Origin of the sequence: Roseateles cavernae (genome assembly GCF_040187885.1) — a bacterium.
GTDB lineage: Bacteria > Pseudomonadota > Gammaproteobacteria > Burkholderiales > Burkholderiaceae_C > Roseateles_E > Roseateles_E cavernae.
Genome location: NZ_JBDPLH010000001.1, coordinates 634,533 through 657,925 on the forward strand (window position 1 = coordinate 634,533; position 23,393 = coordinate 657,925).

The window sequence follows — 23,393 nt, forward strand, 5'->3', positions numbered from 1 at the left end:
AATGCCGATGAGCGAACTCATCCTGGAGACACGCGGACTCACCAAAGAGTTCAAGGGCTTTACCGCCGTCGATGGCGTGGACCTGCGGGTCCAGCGCGGGCATATCCATGCGCTGATCGGCCCCAATGGCGCCGGCAAGACCACCTGCTTCAATCTGCTGACCAAGTTCCTGGAACCGACCCGCGGCGCCATCGTCTTCAACGGGGTCGACATCACCGGCGAGAAGCCGGCCCAGATCGCGCGGCGCGGCGTGATCCGCTCGTTCCAGATCTCGGCGGTGTTCCCGCATCTGACGGTGCTGGAGAACGTGCGCATCGGCCTGCAGCGCTTCACCGGCACCAGCTTCCATTTCTGGAAGGGCTTGACCGGGCTGAAGCAGCTCGACGACCGGGTGCTGGCCCTGCTGGAGCTGGTGGACCTGCGCGAGATGGCGGCGCTGAAGGCGGCCGACCTGCCCTATGGTCGCAAGCGCGCGCTCGAGATCGCGACGACGATGGCGATGGAGCCGGCGCTGATGCTGCTGGACGAGCCGACCCAGGGCATGGGCCATGAGGACGTCGAGCGCGTCACCGATCTGATCAAGCGGGTGGCCGAGGGCCGCACCGTGCTGATGGTTGAACACAATATGCGCGTGGTCTCGAAGATTGCCGACCGCATCACCGTGCTGGCGCGCGGCGCGGTGCTGGCCGAGGGCGACTACAACGAGGTGTCCAAGCACCCGGCGGTGCTGGAGGCCTATATGGGCAGCGAAGCGACCGAGCTGCAGGGGGCGCACTGATGTCCACCGCGCTCGAAATCTCGAACCTGCACGCCTGGTACGGCGAAAGCCATATCCTGCACGGCATCAATCTGAGCGTACCCAAGGGTCAGGTCATGACCTTGCTGGGCCGCAACGGCGCCGGCCGCACCACCACCTTGCGCGCCATCATGGGCCTGACCGGCGAGCGCAAGGGCTCGATCAAGGTGCATGGCCAGGAGACCATAGGCCTGCCGACCCATCGCATCGCCCACCTGGGGCTGGGCTACTGCCCGGAGGAGCGCGGCATCTTCGCCTCGCTGACCACCGAGGAGAACCTGCGCCTGCCGCCGCGCCTGCCCGGCGGCCAGGGCAAGCTGATGAGCGAGGCCGAGATCTACGCGATGTTTCCGAACCTGGCCGAGCGTCGCCAGAGCCAGGGCACACGCCTGTCCGGCGGCGAGCAGCAGATGCTGGCCGTGGCCCGCATCCTGCGCACCGGTGCCGACATCCTGCTGCTCGACGAGATCTCCGAGGGCCTGGCCCCGGTGATCGTCCAGGCCCTGGCCCGCATGATCAAGACGCTGAAGTCCCAGGGCTTCACCATCGTGATGGTGGAGCAGAACTTCCGCTTCGCCGCGCCGCTGGCCGATCACTTCGTCGTGATCGAGCATGGCAACGTCGTCGAGTCCTTTCCCGCCGCCGAGCTAGAGGCCAAGAGAGCCGTGCTCGACGAGCTGCTCAGTGTCTGAGTCCCCCATCACCTTCACATGCCCATCAAGGAGACAAGCATGACCTACTCCCTCAAACGCGTCGCCCTGGCCGCCGCCGCAGCCTGTGCGCTGTCCGGCGGTTCCTTCCAGGCCCAGGCCCAGGTCTCCGGCGATGTGGTCAAGATCGGCATCATCACCGACATGTCCAGCCTCTATGCCGACATCGACGGCGCCGGCGGCGTCGAGGCCATCAAGCTGGCCATCGCCGACATGAAGGGCATGGCGGCCGGCAAGAAGATCGAACTGATCTACGCCGATCACCAGAACAAGGCCGATGTGGCCGCGTCCAAGGCGCGCGAGTGGATAGACACCCAGGGCCTGGACCTGCTGATCGGCGGCACCAACTCCGGCGCCAATCTGGCGATGGCCAAGATCGCGGCCGAGAAGAAGAAACCCTTCATCTCGGTCGGCGCCGCCTCCTCGCGCCTGACCAACGAAGACTGCACGCCCTACACCATCCACTATGCCTATGACACCGTGGCCCTGGCCAACGGCACCGGCAATGCGGTGGTCAAGAGCGGCGGCAAGAGCTGGTACTTCCTGACCGCCGACTATGCCTTCGGCGCCTCGCTGCAAAGCGATGCCACGGCCGTCGTGCAGAAGGCCGGCGGCACCGTCGTCGGCAGCGTCAAGCACCCGCTGTCGGCCAGCGACTTCAGCTCCTTCCTGCTGCAGGCCCAGGGCAGCAAGGCCCAGATCCTGGGTCTGGCCAATGCCGGCGGCGACACGATCAACTCGATCAAGGCGGCCAACGAGTTCGGCATCACGAAGACGATGAAGCTGGCCGGCCTGCTGATGTTCATCAACGACATCCACTCGCTGGGCCTGCAGGCCACGCAGGGCATGTACCTGACCGACGGCTGGTACTGGAACCAGAGCCCCGAATCGCGCGTCTGGGCGCGTCGCTTCTTCGAGAAGATGAAGCGCATGCCCTCGATGCTGCAGGCCGGTGACTACTCGGCGACGATGCACTACCTGAAGGCCGTCGAGGCCACCAAGACCGACGACGCCGACAAGGTGATCGCCAGCATGAAGGCCACCAAGGTCAACGACTTCTTCGCGAAGAACGGCGAGATCGGTCCCGACGGCCGGCATCGCTACGACATGTACCTGATGCAGGTGAAGACCCCGGCCGAATCGAAGGAGCCCTGGGACTATTACAAGGTCGCCCAGGTGATCCCGGCCAACGAGGCCTACACGAAGATCTCCGAGAGCAAGTGCGCTCTCGTCAAAAAGTAATGGTCTTGCGGGACAGACCGCCCGAGCGTACCCGCGAGTAGCTCTGTCCCCAACTGACTGGAAACAAGATGAGCTGCTGAAGACATGACAGACTTTTTTGGCATTCCTTTGCCGGCGCTGCTAGGCCAGCTGCTGCTGGGCCTGGTGAACGGCTCGTTCTACGCGATGCTGTCGCTGGGCCTGGCCGTGATCTTCGGCATGCTCAACATCATCAACTTCGCCCATGGCGCCCTCTATATGATGGGCGCCTTCCTGGCCTGGATGGGCCTGGAATACCTGGGCCTCAATTACTGGGTGATGCTGTTGGTGGCGCCGCTGATCGTCGGCCTGCTGGGCATCCTGATCGAGCGCCTGCTCCTGCAGTGGCTCTACAAGCTCGACCATATCTACGGCCTCTTGCTGACCTTCGGCATCACGCTGGTGATGGAGGGCATCTTCCGCAGCTTCTACGGCGTCTCGGGCCAGCAGTACAACGTGCCCGAGGCCCTGCAAGGCGCGAGCAACCTGGGCTTCATGATCCTGCCGAACTACCGCGCCTGGGTCGTCGTGGCCTCGCTGATCGTCTGCTTCGCGGTCTGGGCCCTGATCGAGAAGACCTCGCTGGGCGCCACCCTGCGCGCCGGCACCGAGAACCCCAAGCTGGTGCAGGCCTTCGGCATCAATGTGCCGCGCATGATCACGCTGACCTATGCGGGCGGCGTCGCGCTGGCGGCTTTCGCCGGCGTGCTGGCGGCCCCCATCCTGCAGGTCACCGCGCTGATGGGCAGCAATCTGATCATCGTCGTGTTCGCGGTGGTCGTGATCGGCGGCATGGGATCGATCCTCGGCTCCATCCTGACCGGTCTCGGTCTGGGCATCGTCGAAGGCCTGACCAAGGTGTTCTACCCCGAGGCCTCGAACACCGTGGTCTTCGTCGTGATGGCCATCGTCCTGCTGGTGCGCCCCGCCGGTCTGTTCGGTAAAGAGAAATGAACGACAAGAAGAACAACCCCCTGATCGGCTACGGCGCGCTGTTCCTGGCCGTCGCCATCCTGCCCTGGCTGGGTGTCTATCCGATCTTCGTGATGAAGGTCATGTGCTACGCCCTGTTCGCCTGCGCCTTCAATCTGCTGATCGGCTTCACCGGCCTGCTGAGCTTCGGCCACGCCGCCTTTCTGGGCGCGGCCGCTTACGGCGCCGGCCACGCGCTGAAGGTCTGGGGCCTGCCGGCGCCGCTGGGCCTGCTGTTCGGCGCCGCAGCCGCGGCCGCCGTGGGCCTGGTGTTCGGCCTGCTGGCGATCCGCCGTTCGGGCATCTACTTCTCGATGATCACGCTGGCGCTGGCCCAGATGCTGTTCTTCTTCTTCCTGCAGGCGCCCTTCACCGGTGGCGAGGACGGGCTGCAGTCGGTGCCGCGCGGCAGCTTCTTCGGCATCGATCTGGGCAGCGACCTGAGCCTGTACTACGTGGTGCTGGCCATCTTCGGCGGCGGCTTCTGGCTGATCTACCGCACCGTGCGCTCGCCCTTCGGCCAGGTGCTGACCTCGATCCGCGAGAACGAGGCCCGCGCCACCTCGCTGGGCTACGACGTCGACCGCTTCAAGCTGGTGGCTTTTGTACTATCGGCCGCGCTGGCCGGCCTGGCCGGCGCCACCAAGACCCTGGTGCTGGGTTTTGCGACCCTGACCGATGCGATCTGGACCACCTCGGGCCTGGTGATCCTGATGACACTGGTCGGTGGCATGGGCACGATGATCGGCCCCATCGTCGGCGCGCTGATCATCATCGCGCTGGAGAACAAGATCGGCGACGCCGGCAAGGCCCTGGCCGAGATCACCGGCATCAACTGGTTCAACGGCCTGGGCGAATCGGTCAGCCTGGTCACCGGCCTGATCTTCATCATCTGCGTGCTGGCCTTCCGCCGCGGCGTGGTGGGCGAGGCACTGGCGCTGTGGGACAAGCTCAAGGCCAAGCGGCCCGCTTAGCCGTCATCCCGCCAGACCGACGTAGACCTCCTGCACATCATCGTGCGCGTCGATGGCAGCGAGGAAGGCCTCCACCTCCTCCAGCTCGGCCGCGCCCAGACCCGCTACCGGGTTCTTGGGCCGGTAGCCCAGCTTGGCCGATAGCACGTTGAAGCCATGGGCCGGCAGCGCCTTGACGACCACATCGAGATCGGCCGGCTCGCTGATGAACAGGGTCTGGCCCTCCTCCTCGCCCGGCTCGAAGTCCTGCGCGCCGGCCTCGATCGCGGCCAGTTCGGCATCGGCGCCGGCCGCGACCGGAGCGCCCTCGATCAGGCCCACATGGTCGAAATCCCATGACACCGAGCCGGCCGCGCCGAGCTGGCCCTTGCGGAACAGCACGCGGATCTCGGACACGGTGCGATTGACGTTGTCGGTCAGGCATTCGACGATCAGCGGCACCCGGTGCGGCGTGAAACCCTCGTAGGTGACACGCTCGAACTGCACCGCCTCGCCCAGCAGGCCGGCGCCCTTCTTGATCGCTCGCTCCAGCGTCTCGCGCGGCATCGAGGCCTTCTTGGCCTGCTCGACCACCATGCGCAGCCGCGCGTTCATGTCCGGATCGGCGCCGCCGCGTGCGGCCTGCATGATCTCCTTGGACAGCTTGGTGAAGATGCGGCCCTTGGCGTTGGCCGCCAGGTCCTTGTGTTTGGCTTTCCACTGTGCGCCCATGGCGGCTGCTCCTTGCTGATCTGCGGGTTGGTGGGGCGGGGTTATACACCTTCGCCGCTGGCACACAATGCGCGCACCATGCCCCAGGACGCCTACAAACCCTCATCCCTGCGGATCGAAGCCCTCGCCCACCATCCCGAGGCCCTGCCGACGCTGGCGGCCTGGTTCGAGGCCGAGTGGCCCGGCTGGTATTGCAGCGGGCGAGGCGATGCGGCGGCCGACCTGCAGGACTTCGCGCGGCTGGATGGGCTGCCGCTGGGCCTGATCGCGCTTGATGAGCAGGGCCAGCTGCTGGGCATCGCGGCGCTGAAGGCCGAATCCATCGCCAGCCACGGCCATCTGTTCCCCTGGGCGGCGGCCGGCTGCGTGGACCCGGCGCGACGCGGCCAGGGCATCGGCCTGCAGCTGCTGCGCGGGCTCGAGGCCCGGGCGGCCGCGCAGGGCTTCGAGCATCTCTACTGTGCCACCGGCAGCGCCGACAGCCTGCTGCAGCGCGCCGGCTGGCAAGCCATCGAACACATCGCCCATGAGGGTCAGGCGCTGACGATCTACCGGAAGCCGCTGCGCCCAGCTGACACAATGCCGGGGTCATGAGTACCGTCGTCCCCACCACCCCGTCCCGCCTGTCGCTGTACCTGGACCTGATCCGCTGGAACCGCCCCGCCGGCTGGCTGCTGCTGCTGTGGCCCACCCTGTCGGCGCTGTGGATCGCGGCGGACGGCTGGCCGGGCTGGCATCTGCTGATCGTGTTCACCCTGGGCACGGTGCTGATGCGCTCGGCCGGCTGCTGCGTCAACGATGTGGCCGACCGCGAGTTCGACAAGCATGTCAAACGCACCGCCAACCGCCCGGTCACCAGCGGCGCGGTGTCGGTGAAGCAGGCCCTGCTGCTGGGGGCAGGTCTTGCGCTGCTGGCCTTCGCGCTGGTGCTGACGAGCAACGCGCCCACCATCGTGCTGTCCTTCGCCGCGCTGGCCGTCGCGCTGATCTATCCCTATGCCAAGCGTCTGGTCGCGATGCCACAGGCGGTGCTGGGCGTGGCCTTCAGCTTCGGCATCCCGATGGCCTTCTCGGCCGCGCTGGGCGGCAATAACTGGAGCTGGCCGGCGCTCAGCGGCGCGGTGCCGCTGTCGGCCTGGGCCTTGCTGATCTCGAACCTGTTCTGGGTGCTGGCCTATGACACCGAGTATGCGATGGTGGACCGCGACGACGACATCCGCATCGGCATCAAGACCTCGGCGCTGACGCTGGGCCGCTTCGATGTGGCCGGCGTGATGGCCTTCTACGCTATCTTTCTGGCCAGCTGGACCTGGCTGGGCCTGCGCTTCGGCCTGGGCTGGGTCTTTCTGCTGGGCGTGGCGGCAGCCGCCGCCCAGGTGCTGTGGCACTACATGCTGATCAAGGACCGCAGCCGTGAGGGCTGCTTCAAGGCCTTCCGACAGAACCACTGGCTGGGCTTCGCGCTGTTCGCCGGCACGGTGGCCGACCTGGCGCTGCGCGGCTGAGGAGGCACCCTCAAGTGCCGCAAAAAGTCCGGTAGCCCGCAGTCAAGGCCGCCGGCGCCGGCTCCGCATAGCGCTGCAGCGCCGGGTCGCTGCTGAAGGGCTGGCGCAGCGCCGCCAGCAGCGCTTCGGTCGGCGCCATATCGCCGCTCTCCGAGGCGGCGGCCAGCGCCTCCTCGACGCGGTGGTTGCGCGGAATCAGGCGCGGGTTGGCCGCGCGCAGCTGGGCCGGCGTGGCCGTGCAGGCGGCCTGCCAGTGGGCCAGCCAGGCAGCCAGGCCCGTGCTGTCGTCAAACAGCGTGTGCAGCGCGGCTTCCTTGCCCTCGCGCGCCTCGGCCAGCGCGCGCCAGGCCTGGGTGAAGTCGGCGCCGCCCCGCTGCAGCAGGGCCAGCCAGGCGTCGGCCAGCGCCGCATCGGGCGCGCCCAGCTTTGCGCGCTGGCCCTCGCGCAGCGCCGTCTCGTACCAGGCCGGGAAGGCATCGATCACTTCGCTGACCTGGGCGATGGCCTGCTCGATCTCGGCCTCCGGGCCGTCCGGATCGACCATGGTCGGCAGCAGCGCCTCGGCCAGCCGAGCCAGGTTCCAGCGCGCGATGGCCGGCTGATTGCCATAGGCATAGCGGCCCTGCTGGTCGATCGAGCTGAAACGGGTGGCCGGGTCGTAGCGCTCCATGAAGGCGCAGGGCCCGTAGTCGATGGTCTCGCCCGAGATCGTCATATTGTCGGTATTCATCACGCCGTGAATGAAGCCCAGATTCATCCACTGCGCGATCAGCCGCGCCTGCCGCTGCGCCACGGCGCCCAGCAGGGCCAGGGCCGGCACCGGCGCGTCGGCCAGCGCGGCATCGTGGCGGGCCAGCGCATAGGCCAGCAGGCGGCGCAGCGAATCGATGTCGCCGCGCGCCGAGAAATACTGGAACGTGCCGACGCGCAGATGGCTGGCCGCCACCCGGGTCAGCACCGCGCCGGGCAGCGGCTGCTCGCGGCGCACCGTCGTGCCGGTGGCCACCACGGCCAGCGCCCGGGTGCTCGGCACGCCCAGGGCCTGCATGGCCTCGCCGATCAGCAGTTCGCGCAACATCGGCCCGACGGCGGCCCGGCCATCGCCGTTGCGTGAGAAGGGCGTGCGGCCCGAGCCCTTGAAGGCCAGGTCGCGGCGCCGGCCTTCGCGGTCGATCAGCTCGCCGATCAGCAGCGCCCGGCCGTCGCCCAGGCTGGGTGAGAAGCCGCCGAACTGGTGGCCGGCATAGGCCTGGGCGATAGGCTGGGCACCGGCAGGCAGGGTGTTGCCGGAAAACAGCGCGGCCGCCTGGTCGGCAGCCAGCGGCGGCAGGCCCAGCTCATCGGCCAGGGCCTGGTTCAGATAGAGCAGGCGCGGTGCCGGTGCGGCCTCCGGCCGGGCGGCGGCATAGAAGGCCGGGCCATCGAGCTCGCGGGCATAGCTGTTGTCGAAGGAAAAGAAAGAGGGGGGCGGCTTCATCGTCATGGTGCGCAGCTTGCCAGTTCCGGCCGCCGCTGTCGCCTTTTCATGCGAACGTTATACTGTTACAGTAACGTTATTACATCGTTATAGATCTGACATCCATGACCCCTGCCGCTCTCTTCTCCAGGCCTCGGCTGCACCTGCTGGCCGCGCTGTCCTCCCTGCTGCTGGCCGCCTGCGGCGGCGGATCGGGTGACGGCGACGACGATCATGACGAGGCGCTGCGCATCGACAGCGCCGGCCGCCTGGCCCTGATCGAGGCCAACTCGCCCAGCCTGCGCCTGTACGAGCTGGACAGCGCCAGTGTGCTGAGCAGCTTCGCGCTGGCCAACACGCCCTCGGCCGTCTACGCCAGCCCCGGCCACCGCCATGCGCTGGCGGTGCAGCGCACCCAGGACCTGGTGCAGATCGCCGACGGCGGCCTGTGGCAGGAAGACCATGTCGACCATCTGCACGACTACAAGCAGGCGCCCAAGCTGCTCGCCGCCCGCATCAGCGGCGCCCGCCCGACCCATTACGAGACGCACGAGGGCCGCGCCGCCTTCTTCATGGACGGCGTCGCGGCCGAGAACCGCAGCGCCCAGGTCCAGGTCTTCAACGAGGCCGCCATCGCCAGCGGCGCGCCCGAGTCCAGCCTGAGCCTGCCGCTGGCCATGCACGGCACGGCCGAGCCGCGCGGCATGTTCCTGCTGAGCACCTGGCGCGCCGCGACGGCCGCCTCCACCCTGCCCAGCCATGTCGAGCTCTACCGCCGCAGCGGCAGCAGCTGGCAGCTCGTGCAGCGCTTCGACACCCCCTGCCCCGATCTGCACGGCAGCTTCTCGAACAAGGACCACAGCGCCTTCGGCTGCAGCGACGGCGTGCTGCTGGTGACGCAAAGCGGCGAGAGCTTCACGGCCCGCAAGCTGCCCAACCCGGCCGATATGCCGGCCAACGCCCGCATCGGCACCGTCATCGGCCACAGCCAGCTGACCACCCTGGTGGGCCTGGCCTCACCGGGCCTGGTCTATGAGATCGACCCGGTGGCCGGCAGCCTCAAGAAGATCGCCTGGGCCGAGGGCCGCACCCGCCGCGCCCACGCTTTCGACCGCCAGGGCGGCAAGCTGATGCTGCTGGACGATCTGGGCACGCTGCACCTGCTCGATGCGCGCCGGCAGTGGGCCGCCGTCAAGAGTCTGGCCGCCGTGCCGGCCATGCCGACGGCCGCGCCCTTCCCGGCCATCGCCACCAGCCAGGCCCGTGACGAGGCCTGGATCTCCGACCCGCTGGGCCGCCAGCTGCTGCCCGTCGACACCGCCGCCGCAACGCTGCGCCCGGCCATGAAGCTCGATTTCGCACCCGCCGGCCTGGCCTGGCTGGGTATCAAACGCTAAACCCACAAACCTCAGCCCATGAAACTGAAACTTTTGACCCTGGCCCTGGCCACCCCGCTCATGGCCAACGCCCAGGCCCAGTTCGCCAAGTCCGATGCGCTGCAGTGGGGGCTGGTGCTCGATGTCGGCGCCGCCTCGCGCGAGCTGGCCCTGGGTGCGCGGCCCCAGGGCGCCCACCTGGGCGGGCTGGAGCTGGGCGTGGCCGGCCATCTGGGCGAGCACTTCGCCGGCCGCGCCACGCTGGCCGCGCACAGCCACAGCCACGATGGCAAAAAGAAGGTCGAGTCCGAGCTGGAGGAAGCCTGGATCGAGACCCGCAGCCTGCCGGCCGGCCTGCAGCTGCGCGGTGGCCGCATGCTGGCCCAGCTGGGCTATCTGAACGAGCAGCATCCCCATGCCGACGACTTCAGCGAGCGGCCGCTGCTCTACCGCGGCTTTCTCGGCGGCCACTATTTCGACAACGGCCTGCGCCTGTCCTGGACCGCACCGACCGCGCTGTACTGGCGCAGCGGCATCGAGCTGCTGGGCGGCCGCGAGCTGAATCCCGACGCAGAGGGCGCCCGCCCCAGCATCGCCGCCTGGGCCGCCAACACCAAGCTGGGCGGCGATATCGGCCGCAGCCAGAGCTGGCAGCTGGGCCTCTCCTATCTGCGCAACAAGGCGCCGGGCAGCGGCGCCCATGAGCACGAACACGAGGAGGCCCACGAAGAAGAGGAAGGCCACGACCATGCCCATGGCGCGCGCTACCAGGGCCGCCATCTGTGGATCGTCGACGGGGTCTGGAAGTGGTCGCCCGGTGGCAACAACGGCGCGCAGCAGCTGCGCCTGTCGGGCGAGTTAGCGCAAGTCAGCCGCCTGAACGAGTTCGCAGGGTCCGGCGATAAGCACCGCTCGGCCTATCTGGCCGCCGTCTGGCGCTTCGCCCCACAGTGGGAGACCGGGCTGCGCGTCGACAGCCTGTCGCTGCGCGAGCCGCATGGCGACCACTTCCACCCGGCCAAGCTGCGCGAGCAGACCTTGATGCTGGCCTGGAAGCCCTCGCATGCGCAGTCGCTGCGCCTGCAGTACAGCCGGCAAGACGATAGAGGCGGCTTCGATGCGGCCGCCAAGCGCTCGCTGCAGCTGCAATACATCGTCAGCTTCGGAGCCCATGGTGCGCACAGTTTCTAAGCTGACCGGCCTGCTGATCAGCGCCTGCGCCGCCCTGCCGGCCCAGGCACTGGAGGTCTTCACTTGCGAGCCCGAATGGGCGGCGCTGACCCGCGAACTGGCGCCCGAGGCCCGCGTCACCAGCGCCACCCATGCGCTGCAGGACCCGCACAATATCGAGGCCCGCCCGGCCCTGATCGCGGCGCTGCGCCGCGCCGATCTGGCCGTCTGCACCGGGGCCTCGCTGGAGGCCGGCTGGCTGCCGATGCTGCAGCAGCGCTCCGGCAATGCCCGGGTGCAGGACGGCAAGCCCGGCATGTTCTATATCGAGGACGTGGTCGAGCTGATCGACAAGCGCAGCGCGGTCGGCTTCAACGAGGGCCATGTGCACGCCGAGGGCAACCCGCATCTGCAGCTGGACCCGCGGCGCCTGCTGAGCGTGGCGGCGGCGCTGGCCGAGCGCCTGGCCGCGCTGGACGTGCCACGCGCCGCCCAGATCCGCCAGCGCCACGCCGCCTGGGCGGCCGACTGGCAGCGCCGCATCCCGGCCTGGGAGCAGCGCGCCGCGCCGCTGCAGGGCCGGGCCGTGATCGGCCAGCACAGCACCTACGCCTATCTGTGGCTATGGCTGAAGCTCCGGCAGGTGGCCGACCTTGAGCCCAAGCCGGGGCTGCCGCCGACGATGAGCCATCTGCAGCAGCTGCAACAGCAGGTGGCGCGCGAAAAACCGCTGGCCATCGTCACCAGCCTCTACCAGGACGAGAAGCCCGGCCGCTGGCTGGCCGAGCAGACGAAGCTGCCGCTGCTGCGCCTGCCAGCCACCGTGACCGACGAGGGCCCCGCCGCGACCCTGGCCGGCCTGTTCGACCAGCTGATCGCGCAGCTGCTCGCGAGCAGCAAGCCCTGATGCCACAAGACCTGACCCTCTTGCTGGCGCCGCTGCTGGGCGGCTGGCTGGTGCTGGCCACCCATCTGCCGCTGGGCCGCCAGGTGCTGGCGCGCGGCATCGTCTTCATCGACCTGGCGATCGCGCAGATGGCCGGCCTGGGGGTGCTGATGGCCGGCCAGCTGCTGGGGCACCCCGAGCATCCGAACGAGCTGCCGGCCTGGCTGGAGGCGCTGGCCCCCGTGCTGCCCCAGCTTTGCGGTGCGGCGGCGGCCCTTGCCGGTGCGCTGCTGGTGGCCGGGCTCTCGCGGCTGTGGCCCGAGCGGCGCGAGGCCTTGATCGGCCTGCTCTATATCGCGGCCGCCTCCACCGCCGTGCTGTGGGTCAGCGCCGACCCGCATGGCGCGCAAAAGCTCGGCGCCCTGCTGTCCGGCGATGTGCTGTGGGTGGACGGGCCAGCGCTCGTGCCGCTGGCCGGGGCCAGCGCGCTCTATCTGGGCCTGCGTCGCCTCAAGCCCGGCCTGCTGGACGGCGGCCCGGGCTTCTACCCGGCCTTCGCGCTGCTGGTCAGCCTCAGCGTGCCGCTGCTGGGCCTCTACCTGGTGTTCGCCACGCTGATCGTGCCGGCCCTGGTCGAGGCGCGGCGGTTGCCGGCCTGGCTGGCCGCGCTGCTGGGCGCGGCTGCCTATGCCCTGGGCCTGGGCCTGAGCTGGCGGCTCGATCTGCCGGCCGGGCCCATGGTGGTGCTGAGCCTGGTAGGCCTGGCCGGCCTGTCCCTGCTGCGCCCGGCTAAACTGCCCGCATGAGTAGCAGCGCCACCAAAACCAAGTCCGCCGAAACGGCGCTGGCCCGTCGGCTGGACGAGGCGCGCAGCCACTGCGAGGCGCGCGGCGCCCAGCTGACCGAGCAGCGCCGCGAGGTGCTGGAGCTGCTGCTGCGCCGCGCCGGCCATGCCAAGGCCTATGACATCCAGGAAGACATGCAAAGCCGCCATGGCCGGGTCGCGCCGACCACGGTCTACCGTGCGCTGGACTTCCTGATCGACCAGCATCTGGTCCACAAGGTCGACACCACCAACAGCTATGTGGTCTGCGAGCACGGCCACCATGCGCACCCGACGATGATGCTGATCTGCAGCAGCTGCGGCAGCATCCAGGAGTGGCAGGCGCCGGGCTGGTTCGAAGGGTTGAAGGCCGCGCTGCGCGCCGACGCCAGCGGCTTCACGCCGGCCGCGATCGAGATCAAGGGCCGCTGCGCGGCCTGCTCGAACGGCTAGCGGTAACTCTCCAGATACTGCTTGAAGCGCTCGCCCTTGAAGGCCTTGGCCGCCAGCGCCCCGAACTCGGCAATCAGGGCCGGGTCGGTCTTCATCGAATAAGCCATCGTGAACGGCCGGGCCGGCATCGGCAGCGGCACGAGGCGTATCGCCACGCCCTGCTGGCGCGCCAGATAGACGGGCGAATAGGGGTTGGCGTAATAGGCCGCCTGGATGCGCTTGGCGGCCAGCTTGCGCAGATTGATCGTCTGCCAGTTCTGCCCCGAGGCCGGCTGCCAGTGGATGGGCAGGGCCGCCAGCTCGCGCGGCGCCTTGCTGCCCGAGACCCAGCCGACCTGCAGGCCGGCCAGCTCGTCCAGCGAGCCGACCTCGCGCAGGCTGGATGATTCCAGCACCGCCAGCTGCGGCGCCGTCTGCAGATAGACCCAGTCGTAACGGCCGATCTCGCGGGACTGCGCGCCATCGGCGCTGTACATCAGCAGCACATCGACGCTGCCATCGCGCAGGCTGCGCAGGGCGCGGGCAAAACTCATCACCGGCTGCCAGACGAAACGGATCCGTGTCTGCGGCGCGATCTCGCTGCGGATGAAATCGGGCAAGGCCCCGTGCACCGGCTGCTCCGGCCCTCCCAGCATCAGCGGCGCCACGGCAAAGCCGCCCATGCGCAGGGTCGCCGGCGCGGACAGCGCCGGGCGCAGCAGCAGCAAGGACAGCAGCAATAGAGGAAACCAGCGGAGCGTCATGGCCTCAATTTAGCGGGCTTGGCTGCCAAGCCGCTGACGGGTTTCCCTCATCAAGTTTGGCGCTCCGACGATTCCGGCCTGCGCTCAGGCTAGCGCAGCGGCAATGGCCCGCATCACCGCCGCATGGTGGGCCCCGTCCAGCCAGCGCAGCACCACCACCGCATCCCGCGCCGGCTCGATCCACACCATATGGCCGCCCGCTCCCATCATGAAGAAGGCCTGCGGCGAGGCACCGGGAAAGGCCTTGCCTTCGCGATTGAGCCAGACCAGGCGGCCGTAGAACGGGGCGATCGCGCAGGGCTCGGTCATGCCCGCCACCCAGCCGGCCGGCAGCAAAGCACGGCCCTCGTGGCGACCGTCCTGCAGCAGCAGTTGGCCGACACGGGCCTGGTCGCGGCTGCTGATCGAAACGCCCGCGCCCCAGTGCGTGCCGCCCGGCACCGACTGCACGCGCCGGCCATCGGCCAGCGTCACCCAGGCATCGTCATAGCCGCGCCAGGCAAAGCCCGCACCGCCGCCAAGGGGCTTCAGGATCTCGTCCAGAAAGACCTCGGGCAGCGGCTTCTGGAACAGCTGCAGCAGAGCCAGCGCCAGCTGGTTGATGCGCACATCGTTGTATTCCCAATAGCTGCCCGGCGCCTGCAGCGGCCGCGCGCCGCCCTTGGGTCCGCCGGCCGGGCGCGGGTCATTGGCCACCTTGCGCCAGCGATCCACCGTGTCAGGCAGGCCGAAGCAGCTGCCCTCCCACTCGCTGGTCTGGTCCAGCAGCTGGGCCCAGCGGATCGCGCCGTTGTGCGTGCCATCGAAACCGATGCCGGGCAGGCGCTGCGCCACCGGCGCCTGCAGATCGGGCAGCAGGCCCTCGCGCTGCGCGATGCCGGCCAGCAGGCACAGATAGGTCTTGGCCACGCTGAAGGTCAGATCGGCGCGGTCCGGCTCGCCCCAGGCGGCGATCTCGCGGCCGTGCTGCAGGATCACGCCGGACTGCGGGCCGCGCGCATGGACCGGGCCGCGCAGCCGGTTGTAGGGCAGCGGGTCTTCGTGGTGCACGCCCCAGGCGGCCGGATCGGCCAGCGGATCGCGCGGCCAGGGGGTTTCATGGGCCTGGGCCAGGGCGATGGCGGCGCTGAGGTCGGGTATGGCGTTCATGCCCGCATTAGAGCCCGCGCCGCGCGGCCCGACCATCCGGGCAAAGCCTCCGCTGTGCGGGGCTCGCCCGGGCTAGTACCGATGGTCAGTGCGGCTCGGAGCTGCGCAGAATCACGCCATCATGTTGCTGCCATCCAAGTCCGCCCTCCTCGTGCTGGCCCTGCTGTGCAGCGGCTGCCAAAGCCTTGCCGAGCTCGATGGCGACGGTAGCTTTGGCACGGTGGCGGCCCTGTACGCCAGCGCGCCCGATGCCAGTGCCGTGGCCCAGGGCCAGTTTGGCGCGGTGCCGATCGCGCTGGCGGCCGAGCATGAGTTGCAGGCCGCCGTCGGCTGCCCCGGCCTGAGTTCGAGCCGGTTGCTGGCCCAGTGCATGCGCCACATCAAGACCGGTCAGCTCGGCTGGCTGCCGGCCCGCTCCGCCGCGCCGCTGGCCACGCCGGCGGCCTCGGTGCTGCACCAATCCTGAGCGATGAGCACGCCGGCCTATCCGCTGGCCGGCGGCTGCGATTGCCGCAGCGTCCGCTACCAGCTCGAGAGCGCGCCGCTGTTCGTCCACTGCTGCCATTGCCGCTGGTGCCAGCGCGAGAGCGGCTCGGCCTTCGCGCTCAACGCGATGATAGAGACCGAGCGCCTGAGCCTGCTGACCGGCACACCCGAGCTGGTCGATACCCCCTCGGCCAGCGGCAAGGGGCAGCTGATCGCACGCTGCCCGCAATGCCGGATCGCGCTGTGGAGCCATTACGCCGGTGCCGGCCGCTTGGTGGCTTTTGTGCGGGTCGGCAGCCTGGATGAGCCCGACCGCCTGCCGCCCGACATCCACATCTTCACCGCCTCCAAGCAGCCCTGGCTGCTGCTGCCGCCGGGCACGCCGGCCGTGCCCGAGTACTACGACCGCAAGACCTATTGGCCGGCCGAAAGCCTGGCCCGGCTCGCAGCGCTGCGGCGGACTTGACGGGGACGCCGCAGCGGCCTCAGACCTGCAAGCGCGCCAGCACGCGCGGCTGTCCGTCGGCGCCAAGGCCCAGCACCAGACCCTCGCCCGAGCCGGTGTTGACGCCCAGCAGATCGCCGAGCACGAACATATGCGTGACCCAGACCTCGAAACGGCCCGGCTGCTGCGCCGCCAGCGCCCGGCGCAGCTCGCCCAGCGATTGCGCATTGGTCGCTTCGGTGCCGGCGCGCGGCGAGCCCAGCGCGGCCCAGGTCGAAGCCGAGCCAAAGGCCAGCTCGGCCGTCTCGACGCAGCGGCACCAGGGGCTGGCCCGCACCGCCGCTGGCCGCAGGCCCCGGGCCTGGAACCAGGCGCCGATGCGGCGCGCCTGGGCCCGGCCCTCGTCATTGAGATTGCGCTGCGTGCCGCAGTCGCCGAGCTTGAAGCCGGGCGGGTCGAAGGTGCCCGGGGCCAGCGCATGGCGGAAGGCGATCACGAGGCCGCCGGTTTTCAGCAGCGCGGCCACATCGCCCGTCTGGGCCCAGGCGGGCAGGGCCAGGCCGGCGGCGGCGGCGGCGAGAAGATGGCGGCGGTCAAAAGTCGGCATGGTGGCGGCGCTCCTGAATTGCGCGCCATCATGCGGGCAAGCCGCTATCCCTTGCTCAGCGCCAGGGCTTGTGCCCGGCCAGGGCCGGCGCGAACAACTCCATCACCCGCAGCTGCGCGCCGCAGCGGCGGAACACCGAGTTGCGCGACCACAGCATCTGCGGCGAGGCCTCGGTGCCGGTGGCGGCGAGCCACTGTTTTTGCATCTGGCGCCGTGTGTGGCCGTGGCGCGCGAGCCGGCGCGGCTGCAGCTCGCTGCGCGCGACGCGCCGGTCGGCATAGAGCAGATGGCCCAGCGGCTTGGCACCCAGGCCCTTCAGCGCCTTCCAGGGCCCGGCCAGCGCGCTGGCATGCAGGGCCGAGCGGGCCCAGACCAGCGGCTGGCCGTCGACCCGCAGGATCACCTCGCGCACCACGGTGCAGCCGCGCCGCGGCAGGCCCAGCGCCGCGCGCTCGGGGCCGCGCAGCGGGGCCACCTCTTGCCGCAAGACCTGGACCTCGTAGCGCTGGCCCAGCGCCGCCAGACGCCGGCTCAAGGAACCCGGCGCGCGCAGCCAGTCGCGCAGGCCGCTCCGGCTTGCAATCCCCATCGCGGCAGACTCAGCGCCCGAACTCTTCGCCGAGCTCGCGGGCACGCTGCTCGGCGGCGCGCACCGCACGCACGATGGCGGCGTCGACCCCATCGGCCTGCAGGCTGCTGATGGCCGCATGGGTGGTGCCGCCCTTGGAGGTGACCTTCTCGCGCAGCAGGGTCGGCGAATCGCTCGATTGCAGGCCCAGGGCCGCCGCGCCGCCACAGGTGGCCAGCGCCAGCTGCCGGCCCTGCTCGGCCGACAAGCCCATCTGCTGGGCGGCCGTCATCATCGCCTCGACGACAAAGAAGAAATAGGCCGGGCCCGAGCCCGACAGCGCGGTCACCGCGTCGAGCTGCGCCTCCTGGTCCACCCACAGCGTCGCGCCGGTGGGGGCCAGGACTTGCTCGACCAGGGCCCGGTCGGCCGCCGACACGGCGGCACGCGCGAACAGGCCGGCAATGCCCTGGCCGATCAGGGCCGGGGTGTTGGGCATCGCGCGCACCACCCGCTCGCTGCCGGTGGCGGCGGCGATCGCATCGCTGCGGATGCCGGCCATCACCGAGAGCTGCAGGGCCTGGCCCAGCAGGCCGGCGCAGGGCGCGGCGGCCTCGGCGAAGAGCTGCGGCTTGACGGCCCAGACCACCAGGCCGGCGCCGGCCAGGCTGGCATCGGGGGCTGCCAGCGCACGCAGGCCGAAGTCGCTGGCGAGCTTGGCGCGCTGGGCCTCAAAGGGCTCGACGACGATCAGCGATTCCGCGGCCCGGCCGGCCCGCAACAGGCCGCCGATGATGGCGCTGGCCATATTGCCGCCGCCGATGAATGCAATGGGGGTGCTCATGGGGCGCAAGTGTAGAGCCCGGCTCGCGGACCCGCCCCATGCACCAGCCGGGTGCGGGTCTTGCCCCCGAACAGGGTGGGCGCACCGCAGCGGGCAAAAAAAGGGCCCGGGGCGTGAGCCCCGGGCCTGAATCCATCCAGGCGGATGGAGGAGACAAACGAAAGTACTTTCACTAGAGCAGCTTCCGTGCCAGCTTGCCGCCGCCTCAGCCGCTAGCATCCGAACACACCATGAGCGAACGCCTGTTTCTGCGCCTGGACGACGACGAGCTGCACGGGCCCGAAGCCCACATGCCGCCGGGCACGCTGCGCGCCTGCCCGGTGGCGGCGCCGCTGCGCCCCTATGTGTCGCACATCCTGGCCTACCGCGAGACCATCCCGGCCGGCTCCGAGATCCTGGAGCGGGTGCTGCCGGATGGCGCGCTGCGCCTGATCGTCGAGCTCGGCGATGCGCCGACCGTCCAGGTGCTGGGCGCCTCGGCAGCACCGGTGCTGCTGCGCTTGCAAGGTCGTCTTGAGGGCCTGTCGCTGACCCTGCGCCCGGGTGCCGCAGCGGCCTTGCTGGGGCTGCCGGCCGGCGAGCTGACAGGTCAGGTCTTGCCGCTGGACAGCCTGTGGCGGGGCGCCGGGGCCGAGCTGGGCGAGCGTCTCGGCACCAGCCAGGGTGACACCGCCCGTCTGACCGTGCTGCAGGCCTTTTTGCAACGGCGCTTGCCGGGGCCGACGATCACCAGCCGGCCGGCGGTGATGCAAGCCTTGCAGCTGATTGGCAGGTCCGAGGGGCGCCGGCCGTTGCGCGAGGTTGCGGCGGCCATGGGTGTCGGTGAGCGCCGGCTGCAGCAGCTGTTCCAGCTCGAGGTGGGTCTGTCGCCGCGCGCCTGGGGCCGGCTGGCCCGGCTGCAGGCTTGCCTGCGCCGGCTGCGTCTGCAGGGCACGACGCCGGGCTGGGCCGATCTGGCACTGGACAGCGGCTTCTACGACCAGGCCCATCTGGTCAAGGAGTTCCGTGCGCTGTGCGGCCTCAGCCCCACCGAGTTCCTGGCCCGTGCCGTTTCGGGTTCTTCCAATACAGGGTCCTGAGCCGGCGCTACCGTGTGGCTTCGACATCAGCAAGGACAAGCCATGCAGGACTCTCCAACACCGCGACCGCTGCAAGGCCGCGTCGCCGTGGTCACCGGCGCCAGCCGCGGCGCCGGGCGCGGCATCGCGCTGGAACTGGGCGCGGCCGGCGCCACCGTCTATGTGAGCGGGCGCAGCACCCGCGAGCAGCCGGCCGACGGCTATGGCCAGATCCTGGCGCTGTCCGGGCTGGAGCGCCTGCCCGGCACGATAGAGGACTGCGCCGAGGAACTGACCCGGCTGGGCGGGCACGGCATCGCCCAGCGCTGCGACCACACGCAGGACGAGCAGGTGGCCGCGCTGTTCGCCCGGGTCTGGCGCGAGCAGGGCCGGCTCGATCTGCTGGTCAACAACGCCTGGGGCGGCCATGAGTGCTTTGACGGCGTCTTCGAGGCGCCGTTCTGGCAGCATCCGCTGGCCCAGTGGGACGCGATGATGGATCGTGGCGTGCGCAACCATCTGCTGGCCGGCCGCCATGCGGCGCCGCTGATGGTGGAACAGGGCCACGGCCTGATCGTCGGCACCACCTTCTGGGACCGCGACCGCTATCTGCGCGGCAATCTGTTCTACGACCTGGCCAAGGCCGCGATCGGCCGGCTGGCCTTCGGCATGGCCGAGGAGCTGCGGCCGCATCGCGTGGCCTCGCTGGCGCTGTCGCCGGGCTGGATGCGGACCGAGTTCGTGCTCAGCGGGCACCGGACCGACGAGGCCCACTGGCAGGACAGCCCGGCGCTGGCCCGCACCGAGTCGCCGCGCTATCTGGGCCGCGCGGTCGCCGCGCTGGCGGCCGACCCGCAGGTGCTGGCGCGCAGCGGCCGGGTGCTGCGGGTCGCCGATCTGGCACGCGAGTACGGTTTCAGCGATATCGACGGCCGCCAGGTGGAGGCCTTCGAGCTGCCGGAGGGCTGATCAGTAGCTGACGCTGAAGCGCTCCCCGCGTGCCGAGAAGATCGCGCGCTTGAGCTGGATCTGTTCGAGCACCAGACCCTCGGCGATCTTGTCGCCCTCGCGGAACAGCTGGCCGTTGACGATCAGCATGCGCTGGGCGGGCGCGTCGGAGTACATCGCGCCGCTGGTCGCCAGCGGCGGCAGGCTGCGACGGAAGGCCTCGGGCAACTCGACCAGCGCAGGCACCGCGCGCTCGATGGCCGCAGGCGGGGTGATCGGGGCGCTAGCCACAGTGGGCGGGGCCGGGCTGGGTCGGGTCTCGACCGGCGTCTCGATGATCAGCGGGGCCGGCTCCAGCCGCTTCAGCTCGGGGCCGGGCTGGGGCGCGGCGGCCGGTGAGCGCTGGATCGGTGGCGGCGGTGGCGGCGCACTGGCCAGCTGCACCGGGGCCGGCGCGGCACCGGGCCGGAGCAGCCAGGTGGCGAGGGCCGCGGCGCCCAGCGCCAGCACCGCCGCGCCCCACAGCCAGCGTCGCGCCGGCACGGCGGTCTCGTCATCATCGGCATGGTCGGCGGGGATGGGGTTGGCGTGCAGGCCGGGCACGTTGCCGCGCTCCCGTTCGGATTCGGCACGCCGCAAGGCATCGAGGATGTAGGACATGGTGCTTCAGTGCCCGGCCAGGGCTTGTTGCAGGCGCGGCTCGTCGATGCCGCTGGCGCGGTTGAGCAGCATCAGCGTGACAGGGCCGGCCAGGCCGTCGCTGCGCAGCCCCTGGGCGCGCTGGAAGGCCGCCACCTTGGCGCGCAGCGCCTGGTCGTACTTGAGGCCGAGCGGCACCGGCGCGCCCTCCGCAGCCGGCGCGCCGGAGAAGGCCTGGTCGAGCCGGGCATCGAGCCAGGCCGGCAGCGGGCCGCTGGTGATGCGGCCCTGGTAGGCCGGCGGCGCGCGCCACAGGGTCCTGAATTCGCCGCGCCACTGCCGGTCCAGAGCCAGCAGGCTGACGGTCTGCGTGTGGCCGCCGGCGCTGACGGTGGCGTGCTGGCCGCCCAGGCTTTGCAGCAGCACATAGGCGGGCTCGCCGCTGGCGTCGTGCAGGGTCAGGATGGCGGGGCGGTCCAGCAGGCGCAGCAGGGCCAGTCCGCCGTCAGCAGTGCCGCTCTGGGTGAAACACTGGGGCGTCGGGCCGGCACTGGTCTGCGCGGTCTTGCGCAGGCCCGCGCAGAGCCCGGCGAAGTCGGCCTCGGCCCTGGGCGGCGGCAGTGCCCAGAGCGCCGCCAGCTCACGCCAGGCATCGGCCTCGCTGCGCAAGGCCAGTGTGATCGTCGCGGCCGGATCGGGTCGCGGCACCGGGGCGGAGGCGGCCGCGCTGGCGGCGGAAGCAGCAGCCACGGAAGAAGCGCTCGGCGCAGCGCTGGCCGCAGCCGAGGCAGCCGCCGCAACGACGGCGACAGGCCGTTCGGCCTCAGGCCCCAGCGCGCGCGTGGCCAGTGCGAACACGGCGGCGGCGGTCAGCGCGCCGCCGGCCCCGAGCATCCAGGCCCGGCGCCGTCCAAAACCGGAATTGGGCCGCGAGGCCGCGTCGTCGAACACCTCGGCGGCGGCCTTGTCCAGCGTCTTGCGATCGATGCGTTGGCGGCCCTGGGCATAAGCGCCCAGCAGGGCGCGGTCGCACAGCAGATTGATGCGCCGCGGCACGCCGCGCGCGAGCCGGTGGATCTGGCGCAGTGCCGCGCGATCGAAGGGCAGGGCCAGCGACCCACCGAAGCCAGCGACGCCCAGCCGGTGCCGCACATACTGCGCGGTCTCGGCCTCCGACAGGGCCTGCAGATGAAAGCGCGCGATCACGCGCTGGGCCAGCTGCTCCAGCTCGGGGGCGGCCAGCATGGTGCGCAGCTCGGGCTGGCCGATCAGCACGATCTGCAGCAGCTTGCGCTCGCGGGTTTCGAGATTGGTCAGCAGGCGCAGCTGCTCCAGCAGCGAGGGCGCGAGGTTCTGCGCCTCGTCGATGATCAGCACCGTGTTGCGGCCGGCCGCATGCTGGGCCAGCAGAAAGGTGTTCAACGCGTCCACATAGGGCTTGACCGTGCGCAGCTCGCCCGGGCCCAGCTCGATGTGATATTCCTCGCACACCGTCCTCAGCAGCTCGGTGACAGTCAGCTTGGGGTTGAAGATGTAGGCGACATTGCAGTCCTGGGCCGGAATCTGCTCCAGGAAGCAGCGGCACACCGTGGTCTTGCCGGCACCGATCTCGCCGGTCAGCAGCACGAAGCCGCCGCCACCGCGCAGGCCATAGAGCAGATGGGCCAGCGCCTCGCGATGGCGCTCGCTCATGAACAGATAGCGCGGGTCCGGCGCGATCGAGAACGGCTCTTGCTGCAGGCCGAAGAAGTTCGCGTACATGGCGGCGATGTCAGCCCGGCTGCATCAGCCCAGCACGCGGGCCAGGCCGTAGATGGACAGCGCGCCCGAGGCGATCAGGGCCAGGGTCTTGGCCGAGCGGTTGCCCAGCACGGCGCCGATGACGCTGCAGGCCAGGATGGCGCCGAAGAGATAGCTTGTTTTCATGCGGCGATGGTAAGGGCTGGCGCGGGCATTTTCTGCCACCGCGACAATCGCGGCTGCCATGCCGCCGCGCCCGCGCCACCACCACCACGTCTACGTCGTCGAACTGTCCGACCGCGTCTGGAACCTGGCGAGCTTTCGCCGCGCCAATCCCGACCACGACATCCGCAAGCCCTGCGTCTATGTCGGCATGACCGGGCTAGACCCGGACCTGCGCTTCGACCGCCACAAGGCCGGCGTGCAGGCCAACCGCCTGGTGCGCGACTACGGGCTGCGCCTGCTGCCCGAGCTCTACGCGGTCTACAACCCCATGCCTTACGAGGCCGCCCGCGAGATGGAGGTGGAGCTGGCGATCGGCTTGCGCGAGGCCGGCTACGCGGTCTGGCAGGCCTGAGCCCAGATGTCGGTGCTCAGGCCGCCAGATGGACCGGCACCACCGCGTCCTTCAGCACGCTGCGCAGCACAAAGCTGCTGTGCACGCCGGTCACCCCGGGGATGCGGGTCAGATGACCCAGCAGCAGGGCCTGGTAATGGTCCATATCACGCACCGCCACCTTCAGCTGGTAGTCGGCGGCCTGGCCGGTGATCAGCAGGCACTCCAGCACCTCGGGCAGCAAGGCCACCGCCGCCTCGAAGCCGGCGAAGCGCTCCGGCGTATGCACATCCATCGAGATATGGACCAGGGCCATCAGGGTCAGGCCCAGCTTCTTGGCGTCCACCACCGCGCGGTAGCCGCTCACCAGCCCGGCCTCCTCCAGCGCCCGCACCCGCCGCAGACAGGGCGAGGGCGACAGCCCGATCCGGTCCGCCAGCTCCTGGTTGTGGATGCGGCCTTCCTTCTGAAGAATTTCCAGAATCTGCCTGTCAAACTTGTCGATGGCCAATCAGCAA

The 23,393-nt window shown here is 70.0% G+C and carries 28 protein-coding genes; 17 read left to right on the forward strand and 11 right to left on the reverse strand.

Features of this window, described 5'->3' with window-relative positions:
- Window positions 1-7 precede the first annotated feature (7 nt).
- From ABGI63_RS03050 to ABGI63_RS03070, 5 genes are all read left to right on the forward strand, one after another.
- Window positions 8-778 carry an ABC transporter ATP-binding protein gene (locus ABGI63_RS03050; protein ID WP_137944305.1) on the forward strand — a complete coding sequence of 257 codons (771 nt, stop codon included), beginning with the start codon at window positions 8-10 and terminating at the stop codon, window positions 776-778.
- The gene (locus ABGI63_RS03055; protein ID WP_349740980.1) at window positions 778-1,488 is read left to right on the forward strand and encodes an ABC transporter ATP-binding protein; all 711 of its coding nucleotides are present in this window, start codon (window positions 778-780) and stop codon (window positions 1,486-1,488) included. Before ABGI63_RS03050 ends, ABGI63_RS03055 begins: the two co-directional genes overlap by 1 nt.
- A gap of 39 nt (window positions 1,489-1,527) precedes the next feature.
- Window positions 1,528-2,748: an ABC transporter substrate-binding protein gene (locus tag ABGI63_RS03060; protein WP_349740981.1), complete on the forward strand. Its 1,221-nt coding sequence runs from the start codon at window positions 1,528-1,530 to the stop codon at window positions 2,746-2,748.
- 84 nt (window positions 2,749-2,832) lie between these two features.
- The gene (locus ABGI63_RS03065) at window positions 2,833-3,720 is read left to right on the forward strand and encodes a branched-chain amino acid ABC transporter permease (protein WP_349740982.1); all 888 of its coding nucleotides are present in this window, start codon (window positions 2,833-2,835) and stop codon (window positions 3,718-3,720) included.
- Entirely contained in the window at window positions 3,717-4,712 is a 996-nt protein-coding gene (locus tag ABGI63_RS03070) for a branched-chain amino acid ABC transporter permease (protein WP_349740983.1), read from the forward strand. Before ABGI63_RS03065 ends, ABGI63_RS03070 begins: the two co-directional genes overlap by 4 nt.
- A gap of 3 nt (window positions 4,713-4,715) precedes the next feature.
- On the opposite strand, the gene ABGI63_RS03075 is transcribed toward ABGI63_RS03070, so the two are convergent.
- Complete coding sequence (locus ABGI63_RS03075) at window positions 4,716-5,423, reverse strand: YebC/PmpR family DNA-binding transcriptional regulator (RefSeq protein ID WP_349740984.1); 708 nt, start codon at window positions 5,421-5,423, stop codon at window positions 4,716-4,718.
- A gap of 78 nt (window positions 5,424-5,501) precedes the next feature.
- Here ABGI63_RS03075 and ABGI63_RS03080 point away from each other — a divergent pair, with 78 nt between their 5' ends.
- Window positions 5,502-6,017 carry a GNAT family N-acetyltransferase gene (locus tag ABGI63_RS03080; protein ID WP_349740985.1) on the forward strand — a complete coding sequence of 172 codons (516 nt, stop codon included), beginning with the start codon at window positions 5,502-5,504 and terminating at the stop codon, window positions 6,015-6,017.
- Window positions 6,014-6,928: a 4-hydroxybenzoate octaprenyltransferase gene (ubiA, locus tag ABGI63_RS03085; RefSeq protein ID WP_349740986.1), complete on the forward strand. Its 915-nt coding sequence runs from the start codon at window positions 6,014-6,016 to the stop codon at window positions 6,926-6,928. Before ABGI63_RS03080 ends, ubiA begins: the two co-directional genes overlap by 4 nt.
- A 10-nt stretch (window positions 6,929-6,938) precedes the next feature.
- Here the strand turns inward: ubiA and ABGI63_RS03090 are convergent, their stop codons facing one another.
- The gene (locus ABGI63_RS03090) at window positions 6,939-8,411 is read right to left on the reverse strand and encodes a protein adenylyltransferase SelO (RefSeq protein ID WP_349740987.1); all 1,473 of its coding nucleotides are present in this window, start codon (window positions 8,409-8,411) and stop codon (window positions 6,939-6,941) included.
- Between the two features lie 98 nt (window positions 8,412-8,509).
- Here ABGI63_RS03090 and ABGI63_RS03095 point away from each other — a divergent pair, with 98 nt between their 5' ends.
- The 5 genes from ABGI63_RS03095 to ABGI63_RS03115 are packed head-to-tail and all read left to right on the forward strand — an operon-like array spanning window position 8,510 to window position 13,092.
- A complete protein-coding gene (locus ABGI63_RS03095) occupies window positions 8,510-9,781 on the forward strand; it encodes a hypothetical protein (protein ID WP_349740988.1) in 1,272 nt (423 codons plus the stop codon).
- Between the two features lie 18 nt (window positions 9,782-9,799).
- A complete protein-coding gene (locus ABGI63_RS03100) occupies window positions 9,800-10,951 on the forward strand; it encodes a hypothetical protein (protein ID WP_349740989.1) in 1,152 nt (383 codons plus the stop codon).
- Complete coding sequence (locus ABGI63_RS03105) at window positions 10,932-11,837, forward strand: metal ABC transporter substrate-binding protein (protein WP_349740990.1); 906 nt, start codon at window positions 10,932-10,934, stop codon at window positions 11,835-11,837. Before ABGI63_RS03100 ends, ABGI63_RS03105 begins: the two co-directional genes overlap by 20 nt.
- Complete coding sequence (locus ABGI63_RS03110; protein ID WP_349740991.1) at window positions 11,837-12,622, forward strand: metal ABC transporter permease; 786 nt, start codon at window positions 11,837-11,839, stop codon at window positions 12,620-12,622. Before ABGI63_RS03105 ends, ABGI63_RS03110 begins: the two co-directional genes overlap by 1 nt.
- Entirely contained in the window at window positions 12,619-13,092 is a 474-nt protein-coding gene (locus tag ABGI63_RS03115) for a Fur family transcriptional regulator (RefSeq protein WP_349740992.1), read from the forward strand. Before ABGI63_RS03110 ends, ABGI63_RS03115 begins: the two co-directional genes overlap by 4 nt.
- Here the strand turns inward: ABGI63_RS03115 and ABGI63_RS03120 are convergent.
- Window positions 13,089-13,835 (reverse strand): substrate-binding periplasmic protein, encoded by a 747-nt coding sequence (locus tag ABGI63_RS03120; protein WP_349740993.1) that lies wholly within the window; start codon window positions 13,833-13,835, stop codon window positions 13,089-13,091. The two genes, ABGI63_RS03115 and ABGI63_RS03120, sit on opposite strands and share 4 nt — an antisense overlap.
- 84 nt (window positions 13,836-13,919) lie before the next feature.
- Window positions 13,920-14,984, reverse strand: a complete 1,065-nt coding sequence (locus ABGI63_RS03125) for a serine hydrolase domain-containing protein (protein ID WP_349740994.1) — start codon at window positions 14,982-14,984, stop codon at window positions 13,920-13,922.
- 121 nt (window positions 14,985-15,105) lie between these two features.
- Between ABGI63_RS03125 and ABGI63_RS03130 the strand changes: the two genes are divergently transcribed.
- A complete protein-coding gene (locus ABGI63_RS03130; protein WP_349740995.1) occupies window positions 15,106-15,450 on the forward strand; it encodes a hypothetical protein in 345 nt (114 codons plus the stop codon).
- 3 nt (window positions 15,451-15,453) lie between these two features.
- On the forward strand, window positions 15,454-15,936 hold the full coding sequence (locus ABGI63_RS03135; protein ID WP_349740996.1) for a GFA family protein: 483 nt from the start codon (window positions 15,454-15,456) through the stop codon (window positions 15,934-15,936).
- 19 nt (window positions 15,937-15,955) lie between these two features.
- Here ABGI63_RS03135 and ABGI63_RS03140 read toward each other — a convergent pair whose 3' ends face one another.
- The 3 genes from ABGI63_RS03140 to proC are packed head-to-tail and all read right to left on the reverse strand — an operon-like array spanning window position 15,956 to window position 17,934.
- On the reverse strand, window positions 15,956-16,522 hold the full coding sequence (locus ABGI63_RS03140; protein ID WP_349740997.1) for a histidine phosphatase family protein: 567 nt from the start codon (window positions 16,520-16,522) through the stop codon (window positions 15,956-15,958).
- A gap of 55 nt (window positions 16,523-16,577) precedes the next feature.
- Complete coding sequence (locus ABGI63_RS03145) at window positions 16,578-17,111, reverse strand: chorismate--pyruvate lyase family protein (RefSeq protein WP_349740998.1); 534 nt, start codon at window positions 17,109-17,111, stop codon at window positions 16,578-16,580.
- Between the two features lie 10 nt (window positions 17,112-17,121).
- Window positions 17,122-17,934 carry a pyrroline-5-carboxylate reductase gene (gene proC, locus ABGI63_RS03150; RefSeq protein ID WP_349740999.1) on the reverse strand — a complete coding sequence of 271 codons (813 nt, stop codon included), beginning with the start codon at window positions 17,932-17,934 and terminating at the stop codon, window positions 17,122-17,124.
- 230 nt (window positions 17,935-18,164) lie between these two features.
- On the opposite strand from proC, the gene ABGI63_RS03155 reads away from it, so the two are divergent.
- The gene (locus tag ABGI63_RS03155) at window positions 18,165-19,013 is read left to right on the forward strand and encodes an AraC family transcriptional regulator (protein WP_349741000.1); all 849 of its coding nucleotides are present in this window, start codon (window positions 18,165-18,167) and stop codon (window positions 19,011-19,013) included.
- Window positions 19,014-19,055: 42 nt separating this feature from the next.
- The gene (locus tag ABGI63_RS03160; RefSeq protein WP_349741001.1) at window positions 19,056-19,961 is read left to right on the forward strand and encodes an SDR family NAD(P)-dependent oxidoreductase; all 906 of its coding nucleotides are present in this window, start codon (window positions 19,056-19,058) and stop codon (window positions 19,959-19,961) included.
- Here ABGI63_RS03160 and ABGI63_RS03165 read toward each other — a convergent pair whose 3' ends face one another.
- The 3 genes from ABGI63_RS03165 to ABGI63_RS03175 are packed head-to-tail and all read right to left on the reverse strand — an operon-like array spanning window position 19,962 to window position 22,505.
- On the reverse strand, window positions 19,962-20,600 hold the full coding sequence (locus tag ABGI63_RS03165; protein WP_349741002.1) for a general secretion pathway protein GspB: 639 nt from the start codon (window positions 20,598-20,600) through the stop codon (window positions 19,962-19,964).
- A 6-nt stretch (window positions 20,601-20,606) separates the two neighbouring features.
- On the reverse strand, window positions 20,607-22,340 hold the full coding sequence (locus ABGI63_RS03170) for an AAA family ATPase (protein ID WP_349741003.1): 1,734 nt from the start codon (window positions 22,338-22,340) through the stop codon (window positions 20,607-20,609).
- A 24-nt stretch (window positions 22,341-22,364) separates the two neighbouring features.
- On the reverse strand, window positions 22,365-22,505 hold the full coding sequence (locus ABGI63_RS03175; protein ID WP_171018366.1) for a hypothetical protein: 141 nt from the start codon (window positions 22,503-22,505) through the stop codon (window positions 22,365-22,367).
- A 58-nt stretch (window positions 22,506-22,563) separates the two neighbouring features.
- On the opposite strand from ABGI63_RS03175, the gene ABGI63_RS03180 reads away from it, so the two are divergent.
- A complete protein-coding gene (locus ABGI63_RS03180) occupies window positions 22,564-22,896 on the forward strand; it encodes a hypothetical protein (protein WP_262972148.1) in 333 nt (110 codons plus the stop codon).
- Between the two features lie 16 nt (window positions 22,897-22,912).
- On the opposite strand, the gene ABGI63_RS03185 is transcribed toward ABGI63_RS03180, so the two are convergent.
- The gene (locus ABGI63_RS03185; protein WP_349741004.1) at window positions 22,913-23,386 is read right to left on the reverse strand and encodes an Lrp/AsnC family transcriptional regulator; all 474 of its coding nucleotides are present in this window, start codon (window positions 23,384-23,386) and stop codon (window positions 22,913-22,915) included.
- Window positions 23,387-23,393 lie beyond the last annotated feature (7 nt).